Annotated in this window: 4 protein-coding genes and 2 riboswitches; of the genes, 3 read left to right on the forward strand and 1 reads right to left on the reverse strand. The window is 37.8% G+C overall.

Annotated elements, in window-relative coordinates:
* The first annotated feature begins 35 nt into the window (after positions 1-35).
* The 3 genes from PLH43_RS12845 (at position 36) to PLH43_RS12855 (ending at position 4,107) form a co-directional block, all read left to right on the forward strand.
* Positions 36-227 carry a hypothetical protein gene (locus PLH43_RS12845; RefSeq protein WP_324363754.1) on the forward strand — a complete coding sequence of 64 codons (192 nt, stop codon included), beginning with the start codon at positions 36-38 and terminating at the stop codon, positions 225-227.
* 641 nt (positions 228-868) lie between these two features.
* Positions 869-2,728: an S-layer homology domain-containing protein gene (locus tag PLH43_RS12850; protein ID WP_324363756.1), complete on the forward strand. Its 1,860-nt coding sequence runs from the start codon at positions 869-871 to the stop codon at positions 2,726-2,728.
* Between the two features lie 53 nt (positions 2,729-2,781).
* Positions 2,782-4,107: a cohesin domain-containing protein gene (locus tag PLH43_RS12855; protein ID WP_324363759.1), complete on the forward strand. Its 1,326-nt coding sequence runs from the start codon at positions 2,782-2,784 to the stop codon at positions 4,105-4,107.
* A 103-nt stretch (positions 4,108-4,210) separates the two neighbouring features.
* Here the strand turns inward: PLH43_RS12855 and PLH43_RS12860 are convergent, their stop codons facing one another.
* A complete protein-coding gene (locus tag PLH43_RS12860; protein ID WP_324363761.1) occupies positions 4,211-5,053 on the reverse strand; it encodes a transglutaminase-like domain-containing protein in 843 nt (280 codons plus the stop codon).
* A 17-nt stretch (positions 5,054-5,070) separates the two neighbouring features.
* Positions 5,071-5,161: riboswitch (cyclic di-GMP riboswitch) on the reverse strand.
* Between the two features lie 146 nt (positions 5,162-5,307).
* Positions 5,308-5,393, reverse strand: a riboswitch (cyclic di-GMP riboswitch).
* Positions 5,394-5,527 lie beyond the last annotated feature (134 nt).

Consider the following 5,527-nt stretch of genomic DNA (forward strand, 5'->3'; position numbering starts at 1 on the left):
ATAATTAAAAGGATTTTGCAGGATGGAAAAATTTGATGGGTGTCAAACAAGCGAGAGCACTGGAGAGAGGTCCGCTTCACGAAGCGCCGCAGATCTTCCCAGATGTTGACGAAAAATACTGGGCATTCAAAGATATCGCAGAGGGTGCCCTTGACCACAGTTACATTATAGATGAAGATAATAGAGAAATACTTAACAAATTGCTTGAGGAGCAATTGACAAACTAAGATGATTTTATCCAAAGCTGTTGCGCTGAAGATTAAGTTCTTTGCGCAGCAGCTTTTTCATATAAAAATAAACCGGGACGTTGGGCCTAGATTGCCGAAAAACAAGAGATTATTTGTAAAATGACTTGAAACATTGGAAAAACTAATTTATAATTAAAGTATACAATAGATTATTAGCTTAAACATTATATAGACTGAAATATGCTCTAAGGGTTAATGCAATCGATTTATTTTTCTTGGGGAGGAATTGTTGTGCATTGCTATGTTTAGATTCATGTCTTATCTCATTCAAAAGATTACTTTCAGAAGATTATTCAAAGATGCTCATAATGTACCAGCTTTTATTCCCGCTATTGATACAGTCTATTCACTCCAAATATAAATTTCAAAAATAAGTATTAACTGCAGACTAATTGGCTTTGTAGTCGATATTGCCATAAACAGGATATAGCTATGATAATGAAATTTTATATAACGAATTGCATACACCATATCATTACTATATGAGAATGAAAACAAGTGAAGGTAGTTGTCCTTCATTAAAATATAAAATAAAAATATTGTGCTTGGGGGTGTTGAGCGAATAAATATCAAAAAAATAAAAAGAAATGTCTAAAGTATGATATCTTTGGGGGGGTTTTATGAAAAAAAGCAATGTATTATCTGTAGCAGCAATAATAATGCTACTTCTAACCAGCTTACTCACAAACATAACTTATGCAGAAACTTCAAGCATAGCTATGGAGCTTGACAAGACAAAAGCAAACGTAGGCGACATAATTGTAGCCACAATAAAAATAAACAATATCAATAACTTCTGCGGATATCAGATAAACATAAAATATGATCCATCAATTCTGCAGGCTGTCAATCTTTTGACAGGGGAACCGATATCAAATTTTGAAATGCCGGCAGTAGACGGCACGTTATTAATTGATGATGAATACACACCTATAGATGCGACTAAAAATGATGTTGACGCAGGGATTCTAAACTTTGGCAAAGCATATGCGGCTGCAAAGCAATACAGAGAAAGCGGAAAACCTGAAACAACTGGAATCATCGGCAAGATAGGGTTCAAAGCTTTAAAAACAGGAAACACAAGCATTGGATTTGAAGACACAAACGTTTTGCCTGACGGAATAAAAGGAACAAACTTGTTTGACTGGCACACGCAAATTATAAGAGGTTACGAGGTAGTTCAACCTAAGATGTTGACAATAGTTGACCCTACGCAAACGCCTACCCAGACACCGGTTGCTACACCTTCAAGTACACCTTCCAACATACCGGATGTAACATTGCCAAAAGATGCTCATATTGCCTTGGAACTTGATAAAACGAAAGTAAAAGTAGGAGATGTGATTGTTGCTACGGTAAAAGCAAACAATCTTGTCAACCTTGCAGGATTCCAAGTAAATATCAAATATGATCCCAATGTATTGCAAGCAGTTGACCCTGTAACTGGTAAAGCTTTTACAAATACAACAGGACTCGTAGGATCGGAGCTTATAACGAATAAAAAGTATAATCCGTTGAAAATTGCAACAAATGAAATAAATTCCGGTGTAATAAATTATTCCAGTATATATACGGAGTTGGAAGCCTATAGAGGTTCCGGAGCGGCTGAAAAAACCGGAATAATTGGAAAGGTTGGCTTTAAAGTGCTTAAAGCTGCCGATACAACGGTAAAATTTGAAGAGCCGGAATCCATGCCAAACTCGGTGGAAGGTACTTACGCCCTTGATTGGTACATGAAAACCATGAAAGGATATGAAGTAATACAACCCGGTAAAATAACTGTGACTAAAAAACCTCAGCCAACTGAAATAAAACAGCCTGATGAAGAAATACCGGCTGCTGTGGGAGAACACTATTCATATTTGACAGGATATCCGGACAAATTGTTCAGACCTGAAAAGAGTATTACAAGGGCTGAAGCGGCAGTGATTTTTGCGAAACTTATGGGAGCCAATGAAAACACAAAGATTGATTATAGTATTTCATATAACGACCTGGATAGCTCTCACTGGGCATATTGGGCAATCAAATTTGTATCATACAAAAAGTTGTTTACCGGCTACCCTGATGGCTCGTTCAAGCCCAATCAAAATATAACAAGAGCGGAGTTTTCAACTGCTGTGTTTAAACTCCTTGTATCCGAAAAAGGGCTTGAAGAAAAAGAGATCGAAAAGTTCAAGTTTGATGACGTGAAAGGTCATTGGGCACAGAAATTTATTGAGCAGTTATCCGATCTCGGCTACATCAACGGATATCCGGACGGAACATTTAAGCCTAATAACAATATCAAACGTTCTGAAAGCGTTGCAATGATAAACAGGGCTATGGGAAGAGGACCTTTGCATGATGCACCTCAGACATTCGATGACGTTCCGCAAACCCATTGGGCGTTCAAGGATATTGCAGAGGGCGTGCTCAACCACAAATACAAGCTCGATCAAGAAGGAAAAGAGTATTTGTTGGAGGTAATTGAAAAATAAAAATATACCAATCTATATTGTAAAATAGTGGATTATTTTGGGGAGGAAGAAGTATGAAAAAAATAAAAAGAATTTTATCAATGCTGACAATTGTGGCTATAATTGCAGCTATTAATATGTGTGCATTTGTTTCGTTTGCTGCATCCGATGCATTTCAGATAACTATTGGGAATGTTAAGGCAAAACCCGGTGAGAGAGTTGAGGTACCGGTAAGCATCAAAAATGTTCCTTCTTTAGGAGTGGCGAATATTGACTTTACATTTGGTTATGATTCAGACCTGTTTAAGGTAATAGAATTAAAGCCCGGAAGTATAGTTGAAAACCCTTCAAAAAGCTTTGATTACAATATTGTAGAAGATGATGAAATTGTTGCAATAATATTTGCGGAAGATAGCGGACGTGGTACTGAAGCGATAAAACAGGACGGAGTATTATTTACAATAGTTATGGAAGTAAACAAAGATGCAAAGCCCGGAACAGTTCCAATAAAATTTACGAGCTTTGGAAGTGCTGCAGACAATAATCTGGAAGATTTAAATACTGAACGCATAGATGGCCAGTTGGAAATCATTCAGGAGTCCGCTCCGGTGCCAACGTCTGCACCGAGCTCCGGTGATTCCGGTACAGGTTCTTCAGGAGGAACTCAGCCATCTACTACACCGAAGGTGACGGAACAACCTACAACTACACCAAAGACGACAGAACAACCTATTGAAGAGATACCTCATGGCGGTTCTACATCAAGCAGACACACACCTTTCCTTAGAGGATATCCGGGAGGATTGTTCAAGCCTGAGAATAATATTACAAGAGCGGAGGCAGCAGTTATCTTTGCAAAACTTTTGGGTGCTGATGAAAACAGTGCTGGAAAGAATTCCTCTGTTACCTTTAAAGACCTGAAAGACAACCACTGGGCCGCATGGGCTATAAAATATGTTACTGAGGAGGAACTGTTCGGAGGATATCCGGATGGAACCTTCATGCCGGACAAGAGCATAACAAGAGCTGAGTTTGCGACCGTAACATACAAATTCCTTCAAAAGCTCGGAAAGATCGAAGAGGGATCTAATGCTGGAATTCAATTGAAAGACATTCAAGGCCACTGGGCTCAAAAGTATATTGAGACATTGGTTGCCAAAGGTTATATAAAAGGTTATCCGGATGAGACCTTCAGACCTCAGGCTAGCATTAAGAGATCGGAATCTGTAGCATTAATCAACAGGTCCCTTGAAAGAGGTCCTCTTAACGGTGCAGTACTCGAATTTACAGATGTACCTCAAAACTACTGGGCATACAAGGATATAGCTGAAGGAGTAATCTACCACAGTTATATAATTGATGAAAATGGACAAGAAGTAATGGTTGAGAAACTGGATTAATTCTTGGTTCAACTAACAAAAAAGTGGCTCAGAAAGCTAAATGCTTTCTGAGCTTTTTAAGTTTCACCGGGTTATATTGTGAAATGGAGGTATGTAAGCTTAATTAATATTCTTCAAGTTTTTCATGGTTCTTGTTAAAGTCCTTGTTGTCAAAATAATTTGTCTTAAGAGTAGAGCCAAAGGTGGAATCAACATTAATCCATCGCTTTTCTTCGGAAATATATATTTCATTCCAAGCGTGAAGTTCGTTGCCATAGGAACCTATGAAGTTACCTTTAACCATTTTTACCTGCAGTCCCGATGCCCGGCCCAATGCCGCAACTAGAGCAGAGTAGTCGTAGCATACGCCTTTTTTTGTTTCAAGGGTGTTGACGGCACCATAAATATTGTCATAGTTTTTATTGACTTGTTTTAGGTACTTTTCATAATCATATTTAATATTCTTGACAACCCAATTGTAAATTTTTTGAGCCTTTTCCCTGTCGGTTTTTGCGTCTTTGGTTAATTTTTTTGCCAAAGCAATAATTTGTTCATTGTTGCTTTCAACATGAAGTGTAGGTACTGTGAACCTGTTGACATCAACAGTGTTTTCAACGTACACTGTCGGTCCAAAGGTATATACTCTATCTTTCTTATGAACCAAGACTGAAACTTGGTACTTGCCTATACCATCAATAAGCCAGATTTCTTCATTGAATTTGCCGTCAGTAAGCTTGACATCATACCAGCGCTGAACTTCGTCTTTGATAATAAGTATCTTGATTAAAGTGCTGCCGGTTTCACCTGTTATTGTTACTTTTCCTTCAACTGAAGAGGGGATATTTTGGATGGTAACTCCATTTGACGTTATGTACCCGTAATTTGCAGTGGTTTGGGCAAATCCAATGCCTGAAACGAGGGTAATGGTTAAAATGAGCACAACAATACTACTTACTATTCTCTTCATAAATAATTCCTCCCTTTTTCGGTAACTCAGCCATCATGGTTTGGATTAACAAACCGAAGACCTGTAGCTTTGCGTCCTCAATTTTCATTGAGTTTGCCTTTGTCGAAAGGGCCAAAGATGTTTACTTTCAGTATGCAGCAAAGAAGTAAATAATACTGCGGGAAAAAAGCCGGTGCGAAAGTAAACAATGAGCAAAAATAAAGCTCTGAATGGGTATACCAAACAGAGCTATTAAGATCTAAGATCTCATAACTTTTGGCAACCCGACCGTCATAGTGTTTCCACCTTAGACTCGTTGGCTTTGCGTCTCTATCTTTCGATAGATTTGCCTTTTACAAAAGTACAATATTCAATTGTCCTTTACTTTAATTATACAACAAAGCATATATGATTTCAATAATTTTTTATAAATTATGGAGATTTTTTAAATTGCAAGTTTAATTGCCTTACAAAATCTTACAGAACCCTGTTTTA

Source organism: Acetivibrio sp. (assembly GCF_035371925.1).
Taxonomy (GTDB): domain Bacteria; phylum Bacillota; class Clostridia; order Acetivibrionales; family Acetivibrionaceae; genus Hungateiclostridium.

Excerpts from the sequence above, each read along its gene's own strand:
- PLH43_RS12845 (WP_324363754.1), top strand. The coding sequence starts at position 36 with ATGGGTGTCAAACAAGCGAGAGCACTGGAGAGAGGTCCGCTTCACGAA.
- PLH43_RS12850 (WP_324363756.1), top strand. The coding sequence starts at position 869 with ATGAAAAAAAGCAATGTATTATCTGTAGCAGCAATAATAATGCTACTT.
- PLH43_RS12855 (WP_324363759.1), top strand. The coding sequence starts at position 2,782 with ATGAAAAAAATAAAAAGAATTTTATCAATGCTGACAATTGTGGCTATA.
- PLH43_RS12860 (WP_324363761.1), bottom strand. The coding sequence starts at position 5,053 with ATGAAGAGAATAGTAAGTAGTATTGTTGTGCTCATTTTAACCATTACC.